Genomic DNA, 19,675 nt, shown 5'->3' on the forward strand with positions numbered 1-19,675 from the left:
TGAGCATGATCAGGAGAATGCTATGAAGATGGTAGCGCAACCACAGACTATATTTTTTCATAACGCCAATTTATCTATTGTTGAGCACAATGGGCAACCTTATGTTCCAATGCGTCCAGTTGTTGAGGGCATGGGTTTAGCATGGCAGGCACAGTTTGATAAGTTAAAACAGCGCTTTGGTTCAGTTATCATGGAAATCATGACAACCGGTAAAGATGGCAAGCAGTATCAAATGTTGTGCTTGCCTCTTAAAAAGCTTTTTGGCTGGTTGATGACTATCAGTCCAAACAAAGTAAAACCAGAACTTCGAGATACCGTCATCAAATACCAAGAAGAATGTGATGATGTGCTATGGAATCACTGGACAGGCAAATTAAATGCTAGACACAAGGCTTTTGATGAGCTGAATGCAATTGATATGGATGACAAGATATCAAAAGCAAAAGGAACTCTTTTTAGCCTTGGTATGCACCAGCGTAAACGCGAAAAGAAAATCAACAAGCAGAAGCGTCAAGACTGGATTGATAAAAATACCCTATTGCTTAATTTTGGTGCTGACCTATGAGCGATGATTTAGATGAATACATCGAAATGCGCCAAGAGCTTGAGGTAATGACGCATGCAGAGCTTGTTGAAGAAGTCATCAATCGAATGAAATTCCAACAGCAAATTGTTATTGATAACTGGAATGAAAATAAAGAGCTTCGGAAAGAAGTTCAGGATAGTCGTAGATTTCTCGAATCCACTTCTGAAAATTTCAAAAAATGGAATGAAGACCTAGATGAGATTGTGGCAAAAGGGCTGTACTGGAAAAGATCCTTTTATGTCCTTTTGGTGCTCATGATCATTATTCTTATTTATTCATTTACACAGACATAAGCCCCGCCAAGTGCGGGGTTAATTATTTCAATGCCACCGAAAGGTGGTTTTTTTATGCCTAAAATTAAGGAGCACACTATGTCATCCAAAGGCACTGATGTAGTTATCTACATTGCAAAAGAAGAGTCACCTAATGTTTTGCCTGCAGTGCCTGTCTGGCATACGTTGCGTCGAAACTCTGACTCATTAAAGAAAACCGTTTCGCTTACCGAATCTGATGAAATTGTAGATTCTCGTTTTGATCAAGGTTCAGTAGCAACTTCTGGTGAAGCGACTGGCACCATTGAGTATGAACTATCGGCTTTAAGCCAAGATATTCTGCTTGAAGGTGCAGCCGGTAATATATTTGTAGAAGATGGTGTAACAGGTGTTGCTACTCTTGAAATCGGCGGCCCTGAACTAGACACCTTTACCATTGTAAAGCATGATAAAAAATTAAACTTTATTCAGGTGTTCTCAGGTGCTCGTATCGGTGAATTAACCATTCAAGGCGACACCGAAGGCAAAATCACAGGCTCTGCAACAATTAGCGCTACAGGCTATGCAAACCCAGCAGCAAGCCCTGTAACTGCACCACTTGCTGCACCTGATACGCCATTTATGTCATCCATTAACGTGAATACATTCAAAATTAATGGTGTGAGCACGGTAGGTACTGCATGTGCTGAATCCTTCAGTATTACGATTAACAACAACCTGACAGCTCGGCCATGTTTAGGTAATCAGAGCATCATTCCAAACCGCTATACCGAAGGCAAAGTGAATATTGGTCTGAGTGCAACAGTGGTCTTAACCGAGCAATCTAAAGCCTGGATTCCATACGTTGAATCACGTGAAACCATGACTGCGGAAATTGGCATTGAAGACACTCAAGGCAATGCTTACGGGTTCCATTTCCCTAAACTGGAACTCGATAATGATGGCATGTCAGATACCAATGCGACCGATGACCACACGCTGGCTTTAGAGTTTAAGCAGGTCAAAGTGGCACCAACCATCACACGTTCAGTTGCATAACATTGGCCCCGAAAGGGGCTTTATTATTGGAAAAGAAAAAATGCAAATTACTATTTCAAAAGATTCATTAAGTACTGAAAAACATCCATCAGAATGGGTTACCCATCCAGATGGCGGCGATTACCTTATAGCGGGAATTAATCGCCCATCATTCCAGTACATGCAGGACAGCCACCAACAAAAAGAACGCATGGTGCGCGAAAGTGGTGCCCTAATTACCGATGACTTTGTGGAGCAATCTAACCGCGTATTCAGTGGCATTGTTGGCAAGTATTTAGTTTTAGGTTGGCGTGATATTCCTGCAAAAATCGAATATTCAGCACAAATGGCTCATGATCTACTTGCTTATGGGAAATCGCCTGAAGATGATGAATATGGCATGAAATTAGGCCTTTGGGTAATCACTCAAGCGCAGCGAATTCAGATTGAAGCGGATCGCAAAAAGTCTGAAATACTGGGAAAGTCATTGAACTCTACAGATGGGCAGAAGAATCAGGACGTCTTACCGACCACCAAAAAGCGATCTACAAAAAGCTCGGAAAAGAAATAAGTGAGCCACCAGAATACAATTACACCGCTAACTCTGTATTAAAAGCATTTAATATGATTGCCAGAGCGCGTGATATTCATCACAGTGGTGTGCCAATAGCCTTAAGCTCAAAGGATATGGCGGCATTTCTGGAAGTGCACGAGGCACCATGTGAGCTTTATATTCTTACTGAGTGCATAACTGCTCTGGATAACTTATTTCTAGACAAGGCTTATAAGAAGATAAGTAAGAAATCAGGTTAGCTTGGTTTCTTGCTTCTCATATATGAGAAGTACTCTGCAAATTTGCAGAGGCGATGTGAGAATTTGCATATCATGATGCCGGAAAATCAGCATCATATTCCAAAGCCTCAAATTGAGGCTCTGAAGGTAAGGCTCAGATGTGAGCATTGACACTCAATTTGAGGGTCAATGGTAACGGCACTCAATTTGAGGGTCGTTGAATTAATAATCTCGTCCATCCAAGTAATTCAACCTATCTGTAGCTTCACTCTGGAAAGACTCTAAATACTCGACACTTTTTTCAAGTTCTTCAACTCGCGTATCCAATTCTTTAAGCCTTAATAATTCATTTAATACTGACTTAGCCCAAGCCTCAAGTTTATCGGGATTAGTAATATTTTTTGGGTTGGTTGGCTCAGGGAGGCTATCGAGTTCAAATGTTCTCTCTAGTCGCAATTGAGCTTCAGCATTAATAGATCTGCTGTTTCGCTTGGCAGCATCAACTATCTGCTGTTTTAACTCAGATGGTATGCGTAAGTTAAATTGAACATCTTCAGACATTTTCTAGTCCTAATATTTTGATAGCAATTGTTAGCAAAATATGTTGACACAAGTTTGAATTGTTTGCTATGTTAGCAATTGTTAGCTAGTGCTAACATTGAAATGGAGGCAAAAATGGCAAGACAAGATCCACAGGTAAACGTGCGTATACCTGAAAAAACTTTAGAGCGATTTAAAGAGGAAACTCAGAAAGACCGCAGAACTATCACAGCTCAGCTAAATATGATCATTGAAGAATGGTTAGAAAAGCGAGAAAACCAAAAGAGTGCGAAAGCATGAAATCAATAGGCACAAAAAAACCTTGCCAGACTACCAATCAAAAACAAGGTTCAGTTGCCATCACTTAAGGATGTAAACACATGTCTAATTTAACACAAAATCTAGTAAATCCAAATACTCAACCGTTGGTTATTGGTGATTTCTCTATTCGTCAGGATGAAGATGGTCGTTATTGCCTGAATGACTTGCATAAGGCAAGCGGCAGTGAGGCAAAGCATGCGCCTAGATTTTTTATCAGAAACCAACAAACTCAAGACCTGATCACCGAAATAGAGCAAGGTGCAAATTTGCACCTTGATCAGAAAGCAGTCAACACCATCCATGGGGGCAACAACCGAGGCACTTATGTTGTTGAAGATCTGGTCTACTCATACGCTATGTGGATTTCTGCAAAGTTTCACTTAATTGTGATTCGTGCGTATAAAATGCTGACAACACAATGGAAGGTTGGTAGTCGTCAATCCATTTCACCTGAGCAAAAAGACACGCTTCACAAAATCGTTGACCATAAGGTAAACGGCAATCAAGGTTTACGTGCACAGGTCTGGACGCGACATAACCGACACTTCAAAATTAACTCTTATCACGAGCTACTGGCTATTCATTTTGAGGATGCAGTTAAGTACCTGCTGGAAATGGAGGTTAAGCAAAGGGTTGAGAAAGAAGAGGTTAAGGCTCTACCTTATCCACAAGAAGTTATTCAGGTGGCTCAACAGATTAGCAATGAGTTCAATAACTCTAAGTATGATTCTTGGCATGTGAGTGCTCGCAATGGTGTGCTGACTGCAATGCCATTGCCGCCGGGTTTTTACCCAACAATGGATATTGCTGAGTTTACGAAACGCTTTGATAGTGTTCTGGATCTTCTTTATGGTACTGATACGCTGCGAGTAGGCCGGCATTTTCTAAAAGAGCGAAATGCTTAATTAAAACCAAACCACTCTCCGGAGTGGTTTTTTAATGCTTGAAAAATATACGAAGTCAGCTATAACTATTATTCTTATTATAAAAATAGGAATAATCATGAAAAAAGTTATATTGCTGATTTTAATAACCTGCTTTGCGACAACTGCTTATTCTCATGGTGGGCGTACTGACAAGAACGGCTGCCACAAGGAAACAAAGACAGGCGAAAGACACTGCCATTAAGGGGGAAATATGGGCCTAAATTTTAGAAAGAGCTTTAAGATTGCTCCAGGTGTTCGCCTTAATGTAGGTAAAAAAGGTATTAGCAGTCTTTCGGTAGGTGGCAAAGGTGCTCGGGTAAGTGTAGGGAAAAAGGGTGCAAGATCTACAATAAGTGCACCCGGCACAGGTCTTTCATATAGTTCACATCAGCCATTTAAGCAGAATACTCAAAATAAACCTGTTCGCGGTCAGCCAAATTCACTATTCAGCGACACCCCACCTCCCTTAAATTACAAGGCGGAAAGAAGTGTTTCGATTCTTCTTGGACTGGGAATATTTTTCATGCCTTACATATTTTCATGGTTTACTCTAAGACAAGGATATTCAACACTTGCAAGATTTGTTAGTTTTGGATGGATGATCTTTTTTATTTTGCTATTGAAATGAGTAAGCTTATGAAGAAAATTCTACTGATAGGTATTTCGGGGTTGTTGATAGGAGGTTGTGTTAGTCCAGCAACCCAGATGATTGATAATAAATTTCTAGATGTGCAGTTGACACAACCTGAAGTTACAGGAATTTGGACAACTGCTGCTGCGGGTGGTTTATCAACCATTAAACTTAACCAAGATGGCACTGGGATAATGTGTGAAGATAATGGCAATAGCGTTAATGTCTACCAACTTCGCAATTCCGGTAGTTTGATTTATGCTCAAAATGGAATGGCATTAAAAAAAATCACTATCAATAATCAGCTTTTAAATGTCAAAACAACTTTCTCAGCTTTTAATGCTGATATGAAATATAGAGCTGATAACGAGCTAAAGTTAGCAACACCAAGATGCGCTAAAGAAATTAATTAAAATTTAAATAGATCCCAAGAAGCCTCGCGAAAGCGGGGTTTTTTATTGCCAAAATTTAGGAGTTTCCATGACCGCACAACAAAGTCGCTTAGAGATTGTCATCGACACAGCGAAAGCCAAAAAGGGCGCTGATGATGTTACCAAGTCTTTAAAGGATGTGGAAACTCAGGGTAATAGAACAGAAAAATCAGTTAAAGACACTGCTAAAGTTATCTCTGACACAGGAAGCACATCAACAACATCAGCAAAAAAAGTTGATGATTTATCTAAAAGTTTAGGTGGTGCCGGAACCCAAGCCAAAACAACGTCAGGCAAAATGAGTGAATTGAGAAATATACTTGCTCAAGCAGCTAATGATGGAAAATTTGGTTCACAAATCCAAAGTGCTACCGGTAAGTTATCCGAATTTCGCGGAGGTGCGCTTCTTGTGGGAGCTGCCGTAACAGGTGCACTGGTTGGTGGGGTGGTTGCTGCTACTGGTTACTTGGCAGGGCTTGCGATTGAGGTAGCGAAAAACAATGTTGAGCTGTCCAGATTTGCCGCAATAGCCAATACTACAATTCAGAACTTTCAAGGCCTATCAGGTGCCGCTCAAACCTTCGGAGTCTCTCAAGAAAAAACCTCCGATATGCTGAAAGATTTCAATGAAAAAATCGGCGAGTTTAATGCCATTGGCGCAGGTGGTGCGGTTGACTTCTTTGAGCAAATTGCTGTCAAGACTGAAGATGGTGCTGAAGGCGCTAAGAAACTTGCTGAAGAAATGTCAAAGATGGATGGCATTGATGCACTTCAAACTTATGTAGATAAGCTTGAGGAAGCAGGTGTTAACCAAAAGGAAATGTCATTCTATCTAGAATCAATGGGTTCGGATCTCACAGCCTTGGCTCCATTGCTTGTGGATGGTGGGAAGTTATGGAAAGACTACCAGGCTGCAATGGAAGAGGCTGGAATTCTTACTGGTCAGAAGGCTGTTGAGCAGTCTATTGAATTGGCTGCTCAAACCGAATCTGTACAAATGCGCTTTACAGCCCTTAAGAGCGAGCTTGCTTCAGCAGTGATGCCTGTTTTAAGTCAGGTAATTGGATACTTTCTTGAGGGTGCTGGTAAAGGCGGGCAATTTGCTGGGGTTTTGGATGCTGTTGGTGTTGCTGCAAAAGGCGTGGGTGTCATTATCATTGGGCTTGCAACAGGATTGCAAAACCTCGTCACCATCATTAGCGGTGCTTTAAATCAGCTAAAAATTATTGGGCAGACTGCGGTTAACTTTGCAACTGCTGATGGAATTATGGCAAAAGGCAAGGCATTGTGGGGTGGGGTAAGCGGCTCATATCAAAATGCTGTAGGCACAACAAGCAAGGTTATTGAAAACAGTGTCAACGGCTTTAAATCCATGGGTAATATTATTACCGGAACAAGTGGAAAATATGATGCCCTCACACAATCCATTATTAACAATCGAAAAGCTCAATTGGAATGGAATAAGACTCAAAAGGCAGGGCGTGGAGGTGGTGCAGAGCAAAACAAAAATCTCTTCCCAACCGCTAAAGCACCAAAGTCTAACAAGGCTGAAACCAACAAGGCACTAAATGAAGCCAAGCGATTAGCTGAACAAAAAAAACGTGAAGCTGAACGATTGCAAGCTGAAATTGAAAGGGCTAAAGAGAGCGTAATACGAGAGTACGCGACCCGAGAAGAAAGGCTTCTTATTGATTACAACAAATCAAAAGAAGAGATCGAAAAGGGGTTTATTAATGACTCTGCAAATCGTGAACTTTATCTCAGGAAAGCTAAAGAGGCATATGATCGGGATGTTGAGTCATACCGAGCTGCTCAAAAGGAGAAATTAGACTCATATAAAAACGATCTGCTCGACCAGATGGCGAATGCTGAAAATGCGATTTTATTATCTGGTATAGCCAACAAGTTTGGTGGAGAGGGCCTTGAGTATAAAACAGCTAGCTTAAATATTGCCTCAGCTCGTAGTAAAAGCAGTGAATTTGATTCATATACAAACAATGTGAACCGCATTAATCGGGACTATGACACACCTGAGCAGGCTCAACAGAGATATGCACTGTTAGAGCAAGCGAAAGCTACTCATATAGCCAATATGAAGGCACTGGATGTTGAATATAGCGATAATGCAAAAAGGTTGATTGAGGATCAACACTCTGCAACCTTGAGCATGTACAGCTCATTATTATCTCAGTCTGGTGCGGTTTGGGGTGAGATGACCCAAACGGTTAAAGATAGCGCTGGCGAATCAAGTGCTGCCTACAAAGTTATGTTTTTAGCACAGCAGGCGATTGCAATTGCTCAAGGCGTTGTTAATACAGAGTTGGCCGCTACTGGCGTGATGAATGACCCATCAGCCCTAACAATGGCTCAAAAGCTTATGTATGCAGGGGTGATTCGTGCCACTGGTTATGCTTCTGTGGGCATGATTGCAGCCCAAACCATTGCAGGCTTCGCCAACGGTGGCTACACCGGCCACGGTGGTAAATACGATCCTGCCGGCATTGTCCACAAAGGCGAAGGTGTTTTAACCCAAGAGGAGATTAAAGCTCTAGGCGGCCCACAAGGCTTCGAGGATTTGCGAAAGTCGATTCGTCGGGGCTACTCGGCAGGTGGATTGGTTGCTGATACCCATCGAGTTGGCATGGGGGCTGTGAGTGCTATTGGGTCGGGTGGTAGTAATGGCTCTGGTTCGGGTGGGGATGTGAAGATTTCACAATCCATTACTTTTGCTGATGGTGGTGCTAAAGTGGATACGCAAGGCCAAAAGGAAATCGCACAAAGCCTTAACAACATGATGGATGCTTGGGCTAGACGCGAGAGCCGTCAGGGTGGTGTGCTTTATAGATTAGCGAGAGGTTAGATATGTCACCAGAAAGCGAAGTAATTGTTTATGCAGTTAGATCGGTTGTTCAGCACCTAATTCAGCAGGGTGTAATTGATGAGCAAGGGTTTAAGGAGCATATGGCTGAATCGGAATTTAAATTACGAAAGGGGTTAGGGCCTGATGCGCAAGAAGCATCAGCGATTATTAGTGGTGTATTTAGCGTCATAACAAGCAATCTGGATGATTAAAATCCCATAAAACAGAAAGCCACCTCAAGGTGGTTTTTTATTGGAAAAAATTCATGAGCAATCAAAAATTCACTTGGTGCAATGACTTAGATGGAAACTCCCAAACTTCAAGCTTTAAAGTCCTTCAGTCCAGTTTTGGCGATGGATATACACAGCGAACGAGTGTAGGGATTAACAACCGGTCAGGCACATGGGCATACAAAAGGACTGGCAAGAAGGCTTTGATACAAGAGATCAAAGCCTTTTTTGATGCACATAAGGGTGCTGATTCATTCCTTTGGGATTCACCGCTAGATGGTGAAGTTCGAGTGGTCGCAGGGGATTATATGCCAGTCAGCTTGGGTGGTGGTATGTGGTCCATCTCCACCACCTTCACACAAGACTTTAAACCTTAACTTCAATCAACTTTATGCCCTCAATCGAGGGCTTTTTTTGTGGGCGTAAATTATGGCGATTCAAAATATTGTAATTGGTACACCGGGTGCGGGCGGTGGTGACCCAGCTTATGCAGCCTTCACCAAAATAAATCAGAACTTCTCCAATCAACAACATGCAGCAAGTCGGATGGTGGGCGATCAGGCTGGAAATGTGATGGAGGTGGGTGCGTTTGGGTTGGGGGGCTCAGGTCCAACAGTAGGCTCAATCAATAATCTAGATGATCTAAAAGCAGCAACATTGGGTAAAACACAAATCATTCGTACGAACACTGGAAACCTAATGAACCTGTATACGCCGATTTTATATATAAAAACAGGCGATACAAATGTAGCATTAAACCTGGGTGCCTTAGACGGAAGCATAAATATGTATGGCTGGGTAGATGCGTCGTCTGATTTCTCTTCTCGCTGCACGGTAAGAACAACACTAAATACAACCGTAGATAGCAACGGATTCATTAAAAAAGCTTCACCAGTTGTTCAACTATTTGCCGATAGAATTGCCGCAAATAAGGAAGCGCTTGAACAAGAACCTACATTTGAAAAAATAGATATTGGTCATTACCTACTTAAAAATACAGAAGGTTTTTCCGATGATGGTTGGTATATCGAAATGCCAAAGGATGCCAATGGTAATGTTCTGGTTGCGGTTCAATATCAGCAGTTAGAAGACAACACCATTGAAGTTAAAACCTTTGCTAAAAAGTTTGATGAAGAAACAGGCGATATTGTTCCAAACCTTGAAAAACCTCGTGATATTCCATCTGGTCGTTGGATTGATATTCGTTTAAAAGCATTACCCCAAACTGAAATTGAAATCTCAAAAACACTTGCAGATTTTCAACCAACTAACTTGGCTCAAGCTGTAGCGGAGGCATTGAAAGATGACTCTGAACAGTGATTTTCAGAAGCTGTATGTTGATGGTCTGATTACCTTGTTTGAATTAGATGCCAGCGCGTTAGGTGCGGGTATTCTGCGCTTTCATGGGCATCAGCAGGCAGAAAATATCATTTGGCAGGGTCAGACTTTCGAGCCGATGGCTTTAGAAGTATCGGGTTTAGAAATGCGATCCGATGGTAAAGCATCAGCACCCACTTTAAGCATGGCGAACAATATTGGCGGTATTCAGGGTGCCGTATCAGCCTATTGTTTACAGTTTGGTGACTTTGCAGGTGCAAAGCTCAAAGTCATTACCACGCTGGCTAAATATCTGGACGCTGAAAACTTTAGTGCAGGCAACCCAACAGCTTCAAACGAAGCAAAAGAGCAGCTTTGGTATATCGAACAAAAGACTTCCGAGAATGCTCGGGCAGTAACATTTGAGTTATCAAACCCAATTGATTTTGAAGGTCTGAAAATACCAGTGCGGCAGATTTCTAATTACTGTCATTGGTGCGCGATGGGAAATTATCGCGGTGAAGAATGCCAGTACACAGGTGCAGCCATGTTCACTGATAAGGATGAGCCAACGGACAACCCTGCACTGGATCGCTGCTCTGGCCGACTGTCTTCATGCCGTATTCGCAACAATGAAATCCGCTTTGGTGGTTTTCCAGCATCGAGTTTAATGTGATGAAACTAACCGAAATGTTGAAAGCAGGCATTCTTGCACATGCAGAAGAATGCTTCCCGCTTGAATGCTGCGGGGTGATTATTGATGACTATTATGTGCCATGCCGTAATATTTCCTCACATCAAGATCAATTTGAGATTCATCCTGAGGATCTAGCCAGCGTGGAAGATGTTGGTCAGATACAGGCTTATGTGCATTCACATCCAAATGCATCCGCTCGCGCCTCTGAGATCGATTTAATCCAGATTGAATTGCATGAAAAGCCATGGGTCATCTGTGCTTATCCTGATATTGAATTTCAGGTCTATGAGCCATGCGGATATAAAGCGCCTTTAGTCGGTCGCAACTACATTCACGGCATTCAAGACTGCTTTGCCATCGTTCGTGATTTTTATGCACGTGAATTAGGTGTTTATATTTCAGATTATGATCGCGATGATTTATGGTGGGAGTCCAAAGACAGTCCATCTCTCTATCTGGATAATTTCCAAAAGGAAGGCTTTATTGAGGTGGATCAGCCTGAATATGGCGATGTGCTGTTATGCCGGGTTGGTCGTACCGAGCATATCAATCATGCTTTGATCTGGCTGGGTGATAACGGCATGCTGAAATCTGAGCAAACCGAGCCTTGCATTGGGTCAGCACTTATTTTGCATCACCCGTATGGCCGTAAATCTGTTCGTGAAATCTTTGGTCAGCAATGGCAGGAACGAGTTGCAAAGGTGGTTCGATATGCTCAAAACAATTAAGTTGTACGGCATTCTAGCTAAAAAGTTCGGTAAAGAATTTCGGCTCGATGTAGAAAATACTCGTGAAGCCATGCGAGCTTTATCAGTTCAGGTGCCGGGCTTTGAGCATTTCATGCTGCATGCGCATGAACAGGGTTTAGAGTTTGCTATTTTTCAGGATAAGCAAAATATTTCTGAAACCGAACTCGACATGAGTACCAGTGCAAAAGTCATCAAGGTTGTGCCGAAAGTGAAAGGTGCAGGTGGTGCAGTTCAGACAATTCTCGGTGCTGTGCTAGTAGTGGTTGGTATTGTTGTTGGGGTCACAACGGGCTGGACCGGTGTTGGTGGAGCAGCAGGTGCTGCATTAATTGGTGCTGGTGTCGGTATGATGGTCGGTGGTATTGCAATGATGCTGATGCCTAAGATTGAGAATCAAGACCAAAACCAAGACGGAAACAAGGCCAATAAAGGCTTTGGTGGTGCAGTCACCACGGTTGCACAAGGGAATCCAGTGCCAGTGCTTTACGGTCAGCGTGAGGTTGGTGGCTTTATTGCAAGCGCCGGACAATACCCTGAAGATCTAATGTAAATAATAGGAATATACAGGCGCATAGAGCGCCTTTTTTATTGTCTGAGGATAAGTATGAATGCAGTAATTAAAGGCGCAAAGGCAGGTGAAGGCAAGGCAAGAAAAGCAGTGATTGCGCCAGATTCAGCACAATCTAAAACCTATATTAAAATTTTGTATGGCTTATCTGAAGGTGAAGTCGAAGGCTTGGCGAATGGTTTACAGTCTGTTTATTTAGAAGAAACACCGCTGCAAAATCCGACTGGTGGCTGGAACTTTGAAGATGTTCAGGCTGATTTTCGTCATGGCACCAATGACCAAACTCATATTGAAGGCTTTCCAGACATCTCCTCTGAAACTGCAATCAATGTTGAATTAAAATCTGATACGCCTTGGGTGCGCTCAGTCACCAATACCGATCTTGACGCAATCCGCTTGCGCTTCAAGTGGGGGCCGCTACGCGAGCAGAATGCTGAAAATGGTGATGTAAAAGGCATCGTCATTCAGTATGCGATTGATCTGCAAACTGATGGCGGCACATGGACTGAAGTTTTAAACACCCAGATTGCCGATAAAACCTCTGCAAACTATGAACGCTCACACCGTATTGATTTACCAAAATCTGATACTGGCTGGACAGTTCGTGTACGTCGTATTACGCCAAACTCAACTTCAGAATATATCAGCGACAAAATGTATGTTGATGCATTGACTGAAGTGATTGATCTAAAGCTCAGTTATCCGAATACCGCTTTGCTTGGCCTGCAATATGACGCTGAAACCTTTTCCAATGTGGCAAAAGTCGCAGTTGATCTAAAGGGGATTAAGCTTCAGGTTCCATCAAATTATGATCCTGTTGCACGCACTTATGCGGGCATGTGGGATGGCACATTTAAACGCGCCTATACCAATAACCCGGCATGGATTTATTACGATATCTGCACCGCAAAACGCTATGCCTTGGGTGATCGATTAACGTCTGCAATGTTGGATAAATGGTCTTTATATCGCCTTGCACAGTATTGCGACCAAATGGTGGATGATGGCAAAGGCGGTCAGGAGCCACGTTTTACGTGTAACGTGTATCTACAATCAACCGAAGATGCTTATACCATTTTGAGCAAACTGGCAGGCGTATTTCGTGCGATCAGTTATTGGGACGGAAACTCTATTGTCTGTGATGCCGATATTCCGCAAGATACCTATTTCACTTACACTCGCGCCAACGTCATTGATGGTCTGTTTGAGTATTCAGGCACTCGTGCGCGTGACCGTCACACCGTTGCAAAAGTGGCTTGGGATAATCCTGCAAATCACTACAAGACTGAATATGTCTATGTGCGTGATGAAGCAGCTATTGCAAAGCTCGGTGTGCGTATTGCTGAAATTGATGCTTGGGGTTGTACGAGTGAGGGGCAGGCACAGCGTGCAGGTCTTTGGGCTTTAAAATCCGAGCAGCTAGAAACTCGCACCGTATCTTTTAAAGTTGGTTTGGATGGTTATATTCCGCAGCCGGGCCGTGTGATTGAGATTGCAGATGAGCTTTTCGCTGGTCGTGCCAATGGTGGTCGTATTTTTGCTGTCAGTGCTGATCGCAAAGTCATTACTCTGGATCGTGATGATGTCGTGTGCCGTGCCGGAGATAGGCTGGTAGTAAATGGTGAGAATGGTAAAGCGCAAGCTCGAATCGTGTCATCAAAAATTGGGCGAAATGTCACAGTCACAGTGGCGTTTGATAGCGTTGCAGCGGAAAATGTCTGGGCAGTTGATGCGCAAGATTTGAAGACTATGAAGTTTCGCGTCATGAGTATTACTCAGGATGACAAGCATCAATTTTCAATCACTGCGCTGCAGTATGAATCAGCCAAATACGATGCCATCGATTTTGGCGCTTTCATTGATGAGCGTCCAATTTCAATCATTAATCCAACTGTTCAAGCGCCTGTCGAGTCCGTATCAATCACATCTGAAACTATGGTGCAGCAAGGCCTTGCAGTGGAAACCATGATTATCTCATGGCCACAGGCGCAAGGCGCAACCAAGTACCAGGCAGAATGGCGCAAGGATGATGGCACCTGGATTAAGTTGCCGATTACCGGAAATAACTCAGCTGAAGTGCCAGGCATTTATGCGGGTAATTATGAAGCGCGTGTGACTGCAATTTCAGCCTTTGATATTGCTTCACTGCCAACATATTCAATTCTGACTGCGCTGACCGGAAAACAAGGCTTGCCGCCTGCTTTGGCAAATCTATCAGCCACCGGCATTCTGTTCGGTTATCGCCTGAACTGGTCTTTCCCTGCGGTTGGTGCGCTTGATACTGCATATACGGAAATTGAGATTTCTAGCACAGCCAACGGTGCCAATGCTGCGCAGCTTGGCTTATTTGCATATCCGACCACGACGCATGATATTCAGGGCATGCAGCCAAACTTAACCCGCTTTTTCCGTGGTCGCTTGATTGATCGAATCGGGAATATCGGCCCGTGGTCGAATTGGGTTAGCGCAACTACATCAGCAGATGCCTCCGCTGTTCTGGATATTTTGTCGGGAAAAATCAGTGAAACGCAACTGGCGCAGGATTTAGCAACTAAAATTGCAGATATTGACCAGTATGATCAGCGTATTTCCGATGCTGAACAGGCTGTAGTTGAGGTTGAAAATCAGGTCAGCGGCATTTTGGAAAGCCAGGAAAATATCATTGATGAACAGGGTATTTTATCTGAGAAAGTTAACGGTGTTTACGCTCGAGTAAATCCATTAACTGCCGATGGTTTGTGGACGGTCGATAGCACATTAACCGAGGCCACTGCGTGGGATCTGTATTCTGCGCAGATTCTTGGTGATCAAGTTATTGCTGAGCGTGTTTCTCAAGTTCAAACCCAGACGAATGGCAATACAGCTACGGTTCAAGAGGTCGCACAATCAGTCAATGGCTTGTATGCCCAGAAGTACATCAAGCTTGACGTAAACGGCAAGGTCGCTGGTTGGGGCGGTGCTAACGATGGCAAGGAATCCAATTTCATTCTGAACTTTGATTCATTTGCGATTGGTTCAGGGAATAGCACTGGTTACTACCCATTCATTTTCCGCAATACGCCATTCACCGATCCAGTGACAGGCACAGTGTTTCCAGTCTCTGCCTATCTAAAATCAGCAATGATGGATTATGAGTCTGTCAAAACTTCGCATATTGAAGATTTGGCAGTTAAGACTGCAAAAATCGATGATTTGGCGGTGACTACTGCGAAGATTGGCGATCTACAGGTCGATACACTGAAGATTAAAGACAATGCTGTTACGGTTCCTGTGGGAGTTAGGTACAACACGTTAATAATTAGCACAGACGCTGTTAGGAACGCTATGAATGACTACGCTGGGGCTCAGGGCTGGCGCGACCCAAATACAGGAGCATGGCAATTTCCAACCAATCTGCAAGGGGCTATTACAGTATGGGAGGCCGCCACGCCTGCGTTATTTAATATTACCGTACCAAGGGCAGGGGGGAAGTGCCGAATAGATTTAAGCCTAAGCACAAGTATCGACAGAGGCGTGTGGGGTGGAACATACGTGGGTATTGGTCCCGGCAACCAGCCAGAGTCTGTATTAAAAGATATTCGCATGTTTATCTCACTCTATAGGGGAGGCACCTTAATTGGCAGAACATCCATGTCCCCAACAACATTTTCAGGATCAACCGTAGGGTTTATTGGAAACGTATCCTTGATGGCACTTGATGACGCACCAATGACAGGGAATGCGGTCTATACGGGCAAAATTAGTTTTGGTTATATTGGCAGTATTTCTAACAGCATTACCGTAACACCATTTGCTGGAACCTTATCTATTGAGCAAATGACCGTATCCGCCTTGGAGATTAAAAAATGACAGCCATAGTAAGTATAAGAACAGGAGAATTTTCCTTTAGTGTGCAGGGTAGTATTGAAGTAGTAGAACTAAACACTCCTGAAGGTTACATGGCGGTTGAAGACCCTCCTGAACCAAATATGTATTATCAGGATGGCTGGGTAGCAATGCCCGCTCAGCCATCCCCATACCACATATTTAATTACGATCTAAAGGATTGGATTGACCCCCGCACCCTAGATGAAATCAAAGCTCAGAAATGGGCCGAGATTAAAGCCATGCGCGACCGACTGGAGTTTGGCGGCTTTGAGTTTGATGGCGGTATTTATGATTCAGATCAAGTTTCTCAGGGTCGAATTATGGGCGCGGCTGCGGCTGGGCTAGATCAAGTCTGGACATTGAGAGACAACACGACTGTTAATCTGACAGCATCACAACTACAGCAACTCTATGCAGCATTACAAGCCCATATCGCAAGCGTTCACGAGAGAGGGCGCGTTGCAAGACAACTAATCTTTGAAGCTGAAACCAAAGAGCAAGTCGAAGCAGTTAATTTATAGCACCTTCGGGTGCTTTTTTATTACCAAAATTTAGGGGGCGGCATGTCAAATGACTACTCATCTGATCCACCAGTAGCAACAGCAGGGCAGCTTCTTGCCATCTCAGACAAGATTAATGACATATCCAAAAGCATGGATAAGTTAGCTGAAATGCCCCAAAAGCTCGACCGTATGAATATGCAGCTCGAGCAACTCAATAAAGAGCATCAGCAAACTCGGAATGATTTAAGTCAAACCCGAGATAATCTGCAAGACGATCTGGATCGGGCCAAGTCAAACTTTAAAAGTGAGATTAAACAAGTCCGAAATGAGATTGATCCGAAGTTCAAAGAAATGGATATGCAGATCAGGGTACTCCATGAGAGCAAAACCAAGATTGATAACACCACAAGTCTTGTGCGCTTTGGTGGCATTTTCTTGGCTGGCTTATTTGTGGTTGCCTGGAATACTCAAACATCCAAGACAGACACGGTAAACACTCAGACAATGGCAAATAGCCAGTCCATCCAAGTCCTTGAAAAACAATCTGACCAACTTTTAAGAACAGTTGAAGAAATCCGCAACAAACTTTATGAACGAAATATGAGAGAGGAAAAATGAAATTAATCCCCGAAAATGTCTGGAAATATTTATCTGTAAAGCTCCCAATTATCGGAGCTTTTTTATTGGGTGTGCTTCCTGTTTTAATTCAAGAGGGCATTAATACACAGCTCATTCCGACTGAATACCATGCTATTTTGCTTTCAGTTGTATTGCCTGCATTGGCGTACATTGGCCGTAAGATTGCACAGCCTAAAGTTAAGGGTAGCCCATAATGAAACACATATTTGATTTCTTACGAAAGATCAGTGGTGGCAAACTCACCCAAAAGCAGGTTGATGCTGCAGATAAGCTGATTGCAACTGCTTATGATGACCTGAACGATGTGTTGGGTATCGCCACAGATGAAATGCATGTGAGTCCAAGTGGAGTCGATTTGATCTGCAATTTTGAAGGTCTGCGACTGAAAGCCTATGATGATGGCGTAGGTGTATGGACTATTGGTTTCGGCACCACAAAATACCCAAATGGTATTCGTGTCAAAAAAGGGGATACCTGCACACTGGATCAAGCCAAAGCTTATATGCAGAACGATCTGAAATCATTTGAGCAGACTGTAAATAATACGGTCAAAGTTCCACTCAATCAGAATCAGTTCGATGCTTTAGTTTCACTGGCCTACAACATTGGATCAACTGCATTCAAAAATTCCACTTTGGTTAGGCAACTAAATGAAGGAAATTATAAAGCTGCTGCCAATCAATTTAATGTTTGGGTCAATGCTGGTGGCAAGCGCATGCAAGGTCTGGTGAACCGCCGGGCTGCAGAAAGGACTTTATTCTTAAAATAGATAAATGCCCTCAAATGAGGGCTTTGTTTATCATTAAAATAAGTGACTGGTTATTAATTAATCCTCAGAATCCCTTCCCAACTAAAATAGTTCTGAGTCAGATTTTGTCTGGCCATTGCCCATGCTCGACCATGCATTTTGCATGGACCAATTGCTATTTTCTTATCTCCAAATCTCACCTTAACCTGTTCAAGGGCAGATTGAAGTTTCTCATTCTTCTCTATTTGAGTACTATCAGATAGAAGGTCATATATGTATATCGATTTTGGCTCAATTGCAGTCAAAATTACACCGCATTTCTTAAACTCGATTCCTTCTTGAAACAGCTCATTCATTCGCTTCATTACAGCCCGGTTCATGACGGCAGCACAATCAGTCGGCTCAGCAAATCCGATATTGATCGACTTGTTATAGAAAGGCCTGCTCTTGTCAAAAGGATTGGACTGGGCAAAAGCAATCACACAACCACAAAGAGATTCATCTCCTCTTAACCGCTTAACAGCATTCTGTAGGTAATCACTCATTGCCTCAGATAATGATTGGATATCTATTACCCGAGCGCCAAATGAGCGTGATGAAATGATTTGCTTCTTGGTTGGCGCAGCCTGCTCAAGTTCGATACATGAAATCCCTTGTAGCTCCATTACAGTTCTCTGCATCACCACAGAAAATAGTTTTCCCATTTGATGTGAATTAGACCTAGCTAAATCAAGAACAGTATTAACACCTAAGCTTTTTAGTTTTTTACTATGCTGACGACCCACTCCCCAAACTTCGGAGACATCAATCAGACTAGAAAAATAATCACGATGTTTAGTATCCATAGAAACCAGATCACAAACACCATTGAAGCGTTTTGCTTTTTTAGCCATATGATTGGCAAGCTTTGCTTCGGTCTTTGATCGACCAATACCGACACAAACCGGTAATCCGATCCACTGCAAGATCCGCTGTCGCATATTTTGCGCATATTCAACCAGGTCATAATTTTCAGAATAGGCAGTAAGCCTTAAAAAGCACTCATCAATCGAATAAACTTCCTGCTCACCTGGCGCCACGTAATCAGCCAGAATCGAATGGAAACGTTGAGACATTTCAGCATACAAAGCATAGTTACTCGAAAGTACCTGTACATTATGTTTTTCGACAATATCCCTAACCTGGAATAGGGGGACACCCATCTTAATACCAAGATCTTTTGCTTCTTGGGAACGTGCAACTGCACAGCCGTCGTTATTTGAAAGAACAATGACCGGCACATCTTTAAGTTTAGGATTAAATAGGCGCTCACAGCTTACATAGCAATTATTTACATCAATGAGCGCGTATATTTCATTGTTATAGCTCATCTGAATTTCTTGATTACATTTGTGACTACACCCCAGATTTCAAATTGCTGCCCTTCTTGGGGATGAATATCTGGATAACCCTCATTCTCAGCTTTCAACCAGCAACCTTTCGCATCAATAATTAGCCGTTTCACTGTCAATTCATTATCGATACTGGCAATCACAATATCTCTATGCCTAGCCTGAATACTGCGATCTACAACCAAGGCGTCATTAATATCAATTCCTGCATTTAGCATAGAAAGAGAATCCGCACGAACAATAAAAGTAGCATTCGCATTATTAATGAGGTACTCATTCAGATCGATTTTTTTATCAATATAATCTTGAGCGGGCGAGGGGAATCCAGCTTGAACGCGTTCGGTTGCCAAGGGTATTTCTATTTTTGTGACAGGATCAAACTGACGGATATCACTAATTTCATTTTCTTTTTTAAGAGATTCTAGGTATTCTTTAATATCAAGAATTTTAGATTCAGGCACTCGAATAACTTTAGTCTCTTCAGACTTTTTTCGACCTGCCCCGGCTCGAAAACCCCCATGAGTACTGTTCATAACTTTACGACTCCTTGATTTTTGTAACAATAATCAAGATTGTAAAGACTCGATAAA

At 42.8% G+C, this 19,675-nt stretch carries 23 protein-coding genes and 1 pseudogene; 21 read left to right on the top strand and 3 right to left on the bottom strand.

Translation table 11 applies throughout. The annotated features are described in order from the left end of the window. Window positions 1-28: 28 nt before the first annotated feature. The 4 genes and pseudogenes from H0S56_RS14425 to H0S56_RS06405 form a co-directional block, all read left to right on the top strand. A pseudogene (locus tag H0S56_RS14425) lies at window positions 29-367 on the top strand (phage antirepressor N-terminal domain-containing protein); the annotation flags it as partial. A 194-nt stretch (window positions 368-561) separates the two neighbouring features. Beyond that, window positions 562-879, top strand: coding sequence for a hypothetical protein (locus tag H0S56_RS06395; protein WP_195725945.1), 318 nt, complete (start codon window positions 562-564; stop codon window positions 877-879). 78 nt (window positions 880-957) lie between these two features. Continuing rightward, window positions 958-1,896 carry a phage tail tube protein gene (locus tag H0S56_RS06400; RefSeq protein WP_195725946.1) on the top strand — a complete coding sequence of 313 codons (939 nt, stop codon included), beginning with the start codon at window positions 958-960 and terminating at the stop codon, window positions 1,894-1,896. Between the two features lie 40 nt (window positions 1,897-1,936). After that, window positions 1,937-2,446 carry a hypothetical protein gene (locus H0S56_RS06405; protein WP_154771687.1) on the top strand — a complete coding sequence of 170 codons (510 nt, stop codon included), beginning with the start codon at window positions 1,937-1,939 and terminating at the stop codon, window positions 2,444-2,446. Window positions 2,447-2,889: 443 nt separating this feature from the next. On the opposite strand, the gene H0S56_RS06410 is transcribed toward H0S56_RS06405, so the two are convergent. Next, a complete protein-coding gene (locus H0S56_RS06410; RefSeq protein ID WP_195725947.1) occupies window positions 2,890-3,228 on the bottom strand; it encodes an Arc family DNA-binding protein in 339 nt (112 codons plus the stop codon). A 114-nt stretch (window positions 3,229-3,342) separates the two neighbouring features. Here H0S56_RS06410 and H0S56_RS06415 point away from each other — a divergent pair, with 114 nt between their 5' ends. From H0S56_RS06415 to H0S56_RS06495, 17 genes are all read left to right on the top strand, one after another. Beyond that, window positions 3,343-3,507 (top strand): Arc family DNA-binding protein, encoded by a 165-nt coding sequence (locus H0S56_RS06415; protein WP_068975694.1) that lies wholly within the window; start codon window positions 3,343-3,345, stop codon window positions 3,505-3,507. 80 nt (window positions 3,508-3,587) lie between these two features. Next, on the top strand, window positions 3,588-4,433 hold the full coding sequence (locus H0S56_RS06420; RefSeq protein WP_195725948.1) for a KilA-N domain-containing protein: 846 nt from the start codon (window positions 3,588-3,590) through the stop codon (window positions 4,431-4,433). 97 nt (window positions 4,434-4,530) lie between these two features. Further along, a complete protein-coding gene (locus H0S56_RS06425; protein ID WP_195725949.1) occupies window positions 4,531-4,656 on the top strand; it encodes a YHYH domain-containing protein in 126 nt (41 codons plus the stop codon). A gap of 9 nt (window positions 4,657-4,665) precedes the next feature. Further along, entirely contained in the window at window positions 4,666-5,082 is a 417-nt protein-coding gene (locus H0S56_RS14510; protein ID WP_195725950.1) for a DUF4236 domain-containing protein, read from the top strand. Between the two features lie 8 nt (window positions 5,083-5,090). Further along, window positions 5,091-5,498, top strand: a complete 408-nt coding sequence (locus tag H0S56_RS06435) for a J517_1871 family lipoprotein (RefSeq protein WP_195726061.1) — start codon at window positions 5,091-5,093, stop codon at window positions 5,496-5,498. Between the two features lie 67 nt (window positions 5,499-5,565). Beyond that, window positions 5,566-8,376 (top strand): phage tail tape measure protein, encoded by a 2,811-nt coding sequence (locus tag H0S56_RS06440; protein ID WP_195725951.1) that lies wholly within the window; start codon window positions 5,566-5,568, stop codon window positions 8,374-8,376. 2 nt (window positions 8,377-8,378) lie between these two features. Beyond that, a complete protein-coding gene (locus H0S56_RS06445; protein WP_195725952.1) occupies window positions 8,379-8,588 on the top strand; it encodes a hypothetical protein in 210 nt (69 codons plus the stop codon). A 53-nt stretch (window positions 8,589-8,641) separates the two neighbouring features. Next, on the top strand, window positions 8,642-8,983 hold the full coding sequence (locus H0S56_RS06450) for a phage tail protein (RefSeq protein WP_195725953.1): 342 nt from the start codon (window positions 8,642-8,644) through the stop codon (window positions 8,981-8,983). A 52-nt stretch (window positions 8,984-9,035) separates the two neighbouring features. Further along, window positions 9,036-9,926, top strand: coding sequence for a phage tail fiber protein (locus tag H0S56_RS06455; RefSeq protein WP_195725954.1), 891 nt, complete (start codon window positions 9,036-9,038; stop codon window positions 9,924-9,926). Next, complete coding sequence (locus H0S56_RS06460; RefSeq protein WP_195725955.1) at window positions 9,910-10,599, top strand: phage minor tail protein L; 690 nt, start codon at window positions 9,910-9,912, stop codon at window positions 10,597-10,599. The genes H0S56_RS06455 and H0S56_RS06460 overlap by 17 nt, the downstream gene beginning before the upstream one ends. Next, the gene (locus H0S56_RS06465; RefSeq protein ID WP_195725956.1) at window positions 10,599-11,348 is read left to right on the top strand and encodes a C40 family peptidase; all 750 of its coding nucleotides are present in this window, start codon (window positions 10,599-10,601) and stop codon (window positions 11,346-11,348) included. Before H0S56_RS06460 ends, H0S56_RS06465 begins: the two co-directional genes overlap by 1 nt. Further along, window positions 11,332-11,919 (top strand): tail assembly protein, encoded by a 588-nt coding sequence (locus tag H0S56_RS06470; protein ID WP_195725957.1) that lies wholly within the window; start codon window positions 11,332-11,334, stop codon window positions 11,917-11,919. Before H0S56_RS06465 ends, H0S56_RS06470 begins: the two co-directional genes overlap by 17 nt. A gap of 54 nt (window positions 11,920-11,973) precedes the next feature. Continuing rightward, entirely contained in the window at window positions 11,974-15,786 is a 3,813-nt protein-coding gene (locus H0S56_RS06475) for a host specificity protein J (RefSeq protein WP_195725958.1), read from the top strand. Further along, window positions 15,783-16,325 (top strand): DUF4376 domain-containing protein, encoded by a 543-nt coding sequence (locus H0S56_RS06480; protein ID WP_195725959.1) that lies wholly within the window; start codon window positions 15,783-15,785, stop codon window positions 16,323-16,325. The genes H0S56_RS06475 and H0S56_RS06480 overlap by 4 nt, the downstream gene beginning before the upstream one ends. Before the next feature lie 42 nt (window positions 16,326-16,367). Then, window positions 16,368-16,925, top strand: coding sequence for a coiled-coil domain-containing protein (locus tag H0S56_RS06485; protein WP_195725960.1), 558 nt, complete (start codon window positions 16,368-16,370; stop codon window positions 16,923-16,925). Then, window positions 16,922-17,140, top strand: a complete 219-nt coding sequence (locus H0S56_RS06490) for a hypothetical protein (protein ID WP_195725961.1) — start codon at window positions 16,922-16,924, stop codon at window positions 17,138-17,140. Before H0S56_RS06485 ends, H0S56_RS06490 begins: the two co-directional genes overlap by 4 nt. Beyond that, complete coding sequence (locus H0S56_RS06495) at window positions 17,140-17,715, top strand: lysozyme (protein ID WP_184413084.1); 576 nt, start codon at window positions 17,140-17,142, stop codon at window positions 17,713-17,715. Before H0S56_RS06490 ends, H0S56_RS06495 begins: the two co-directional genes overlap by 1 nt. Before the next feature lie 53 nt (window positions 17,716-17,768). On the opposite strand, the gene H0S56_RS06500 is transcribed toward H0S56_RS06495, so the two are convergent. After that, window positions 17,769-19,064, bottom strand: a complete 1,296-nt coding sequence (locus H0S56_RS06500; RefSeq protein ID WP_195725962.1) for a Y-family DNA polymerase — start codon at window positions 19,062-19,064, stop codon at window positions 17,769-17,771. Further along, a complete protein-coding gene (locus H0S56_RS06505) occupies window positions 19,061-19,618 on the bottom strand; it encodes a LexA family protein (protein ID WP_044112759.1) in 558 nt (185 codons plus the stop codon). The genes H0S56_RS06500 and H0S56_RS06505 overlap by 4 nt, the downstream gene beginning before the upstream one ends. Window positions 19,619-19,675: the final 57 nt, after the last annotated feature.

Origin of the sequence: Acinetobacter lwoffii (assembly GCF_015602705.1) — a bacterium.
GTDB classification, from domain to species: Bacteria; Pseudomonadota; Gammaproteobacteria; order Pseudomonadales; family Moraxellaceae; genus Acinetobacter; species Acinetobacter lwoffii_E.

What these genes read in the sequence shown, in the direction of transcription:
- H0S56_RS06505 (WP_044112759.1), bottom strand. Translation starts at nt 19,618, where the DNA reads ATGAACAGTACTCATGGGGGTTTTCGAGCCGGGGCAGGTCGAAAAAAG.
- H0S56_RS06500 (WP_195725962.1), bottom strand. Translation starts at nt 19,064, where the DNA reads ATGAGCTATAACAATGAAATATACGCGCTCATTGATGTAAATAATTGC.
- H0S56_RS06460 (WP_195725955.1), top strand. Translation starts at nt 9,910, where the DNA reads ATGACTCTGAACAGTGATTTTCAGAAGCTGTATGTTGATGGTCTGATT.
- H0S56_RS06480 (WP_195725959.1), top strand. Translation starts at nt 15,783, where the DNA reads ATGACAGCCATAGTAAGTATAAGAACAGGAGAATTTTCCTTTAGTGTG.
- H0S56_RS06445 (WP_195725952.1), top strand. Translation starts at nt 8,379, where the DNA reads ATGTCACCAGAAAGCGAAGTAATTGTTTATGCAGTTAGATCGGTTGTT.
- H0S56_RS06435 (WP_195726061.1), top strand. Translation starts at nt 5,091, where the DNA reads ATGAAGAAAATTCTACTGATAGGTATTTCGGGGTTGTTGATAGGAGGT.
- H0S56_RS06485 (WP_195725960.1), top strand. Translation starts at nt 16,368, where the DNA reads ATGTCAAATGACTACTCATCTGATCCACCAGTAGCAACAGCAGGGCAG.
- H0S56_RS06405 (WP_154771687.1), top strand. Translation starts at nt 1,937, where the DNA reads ATGCAAATTACTATTTCAAAAGATTCATTAAGTACTGAAAAACATCCA.
- H0S56_RS06415 (WP_068975694.1), top strand. Translation starts at nt 3,343, where the DNA reads ATGGCAAGACAAGATCCACAGGTAAACGTGCGTATACCTGAAAAAACT.
- H0S56_RS06495 (WP_184413084.1), top strand. Translation starts at nt 17,140, where the DNA reads ATGAAACACATATTTGATTTCTTACGAAAGATCAGTGGTGGCAAACTC.
- H0S56_RS14510 (WP_195725950.1), top strand. Translation starts at nt 4,666, where the DNA reads ATGGGCCTAAATTTTAGAAAGAGCTTTAAGATTGCTCCAGGTGTTCGC.
- H0S56_RS06410 (WP_195725947.1), bottom strand. Translation starts at nt 3,228, where the DNA reads ATGTCTGAAGATGTTCAATTTAACTTACGCATACCATCTGAGTTAAAA.
- H0S56_RS06425 (WP_195725949.1), top strand. Translation starts at nt 4,531, where the DNA reads ATGAAAAAAGTTATATTGCTGATTTTAATAACCTGCTTTGCGACAACT.
- H0S56_RS06450 (WP_195725953.1), top strand. Translation starts at nt 8,642, where the DNA reads ATGAGCAATCAAAAATTCACTTGGTGCAATGACTTAGATGGAAACTCC.
- H0S56_RS06475 (WP_195725958.1), top strand. Translation starts at nt 11,974, where the DNA reads ATGAATGCAGTAATTAAAGGCGCAAAGGCAGGTGAAGGCAAGGCAAGA.
- H0S56_RS06420 (WP_195725948.1), top strand. Translation starts at nt 3,588, where the DNA reads ATGTCTAATTTAACACAAAATCTAGTAAATCCAAATACTCAACCGTTG.
- H0S56_RS06395 (WP_195725945.1), top strand. Translation starts at nt 562, where the DNA reads ATGAGCGATGATTTAGATGAATACATCGAAATGCGCCAAGAGCTTGAG.
- H0S56_RS06440 (WP_195725951.1), top strand. Translation starts at nt 5,566, where the DNA reads ATGACCGCACAACAAAGTCGCTTAGAGATTGTCATCGACACAGCGAAA.
- H0S56_RS06455 (WP_195725954.1), top strand. Translation starts at nt 9,036, where the DNA reads ATGGCGATTCAAAATATTGTAATTGGTACACCGGGTGCGGGCGGTGGT.
- H0S56_RS06400 (WP_195725946.1), top strand. Translation starts at nt 958, where the DNA reads ATGTCATCCAAAGGCACTGATGTAGTTATCTACATTGCAAAAGAAGAG.
- H0S56_RS06490 (WP_195725961.1), top strand. Translation starts at nt 16,922, where the DNA reads ATGAAATTAATCCCCGAAAATGTCTGGAAATATTTATCTGTAAAGCTC.
- H0S56_RS06470 (WP_195725957.1), top strand. Translation starts at nt 11,332, where the DNA reads ATGCTCAAAACAATTAAGTTGTACGGCATTCTAGCTAAAAAGTTCGGT.
- H0S56_RS06465 (WP_195725956.1), top strand. Translation starts at nt 10,599, where the DNA reads ATGAAACTAACCGAAATGTTGAAAGCAGGCATTCTTGCACATGCAGAA.